Source organism: Pseudomonas sp. PNPG3, assembly GCF_023093815.1.
Classification (GTDB): Bacteria; Pseudomonadota; Gammaproteobacteria; order Pseudomonadales; family Pseudomonadaceae; genus Aquipseudomonas; species Aquipseudomonas asiatica.
Genome location: NZ_JALLKV010000342.1, coordinates 1 through 233 on the forward strand (window position 1 = coordinate 1; position 233 = coordinate 233).

Here is a 233-nt window from a genome sequence, read left to right on the forward strand (position 1 = left end):
CGGTGTCCCCCTTTTCAGGACGCCTGAAAAATCGGGCCTGATCCAGACGGCCGGAAAATTGATGCCACCGTCGTGAAACCGGTCGGCGTCAACCAGGCCCGAGAGGAGTCGAAACGGCAGATCGTCGCGATTGACAGGATGTGTCGCGAACAGCGACCAGCCCGGCTCGAGCTCGATGGTCCAGAAGCTGTTGAACTTGAGCGCGGACCGCCCATTGGAGAACGGGGCTGCGG

At 61.8% G+C, this 233-nt stretch carries 1 protein-coding gene; it reads right to left on the bottom strand.

The window, feature by feature from the left end; genetic code table 11:
- Positions 1-233, bottom strand: a 233-nt coding sequence (locus MJ643_RS31270) for a hypothetical protein (protein ID WP_247727396.1), incomplete at both ends; no start/stop codon positions are given.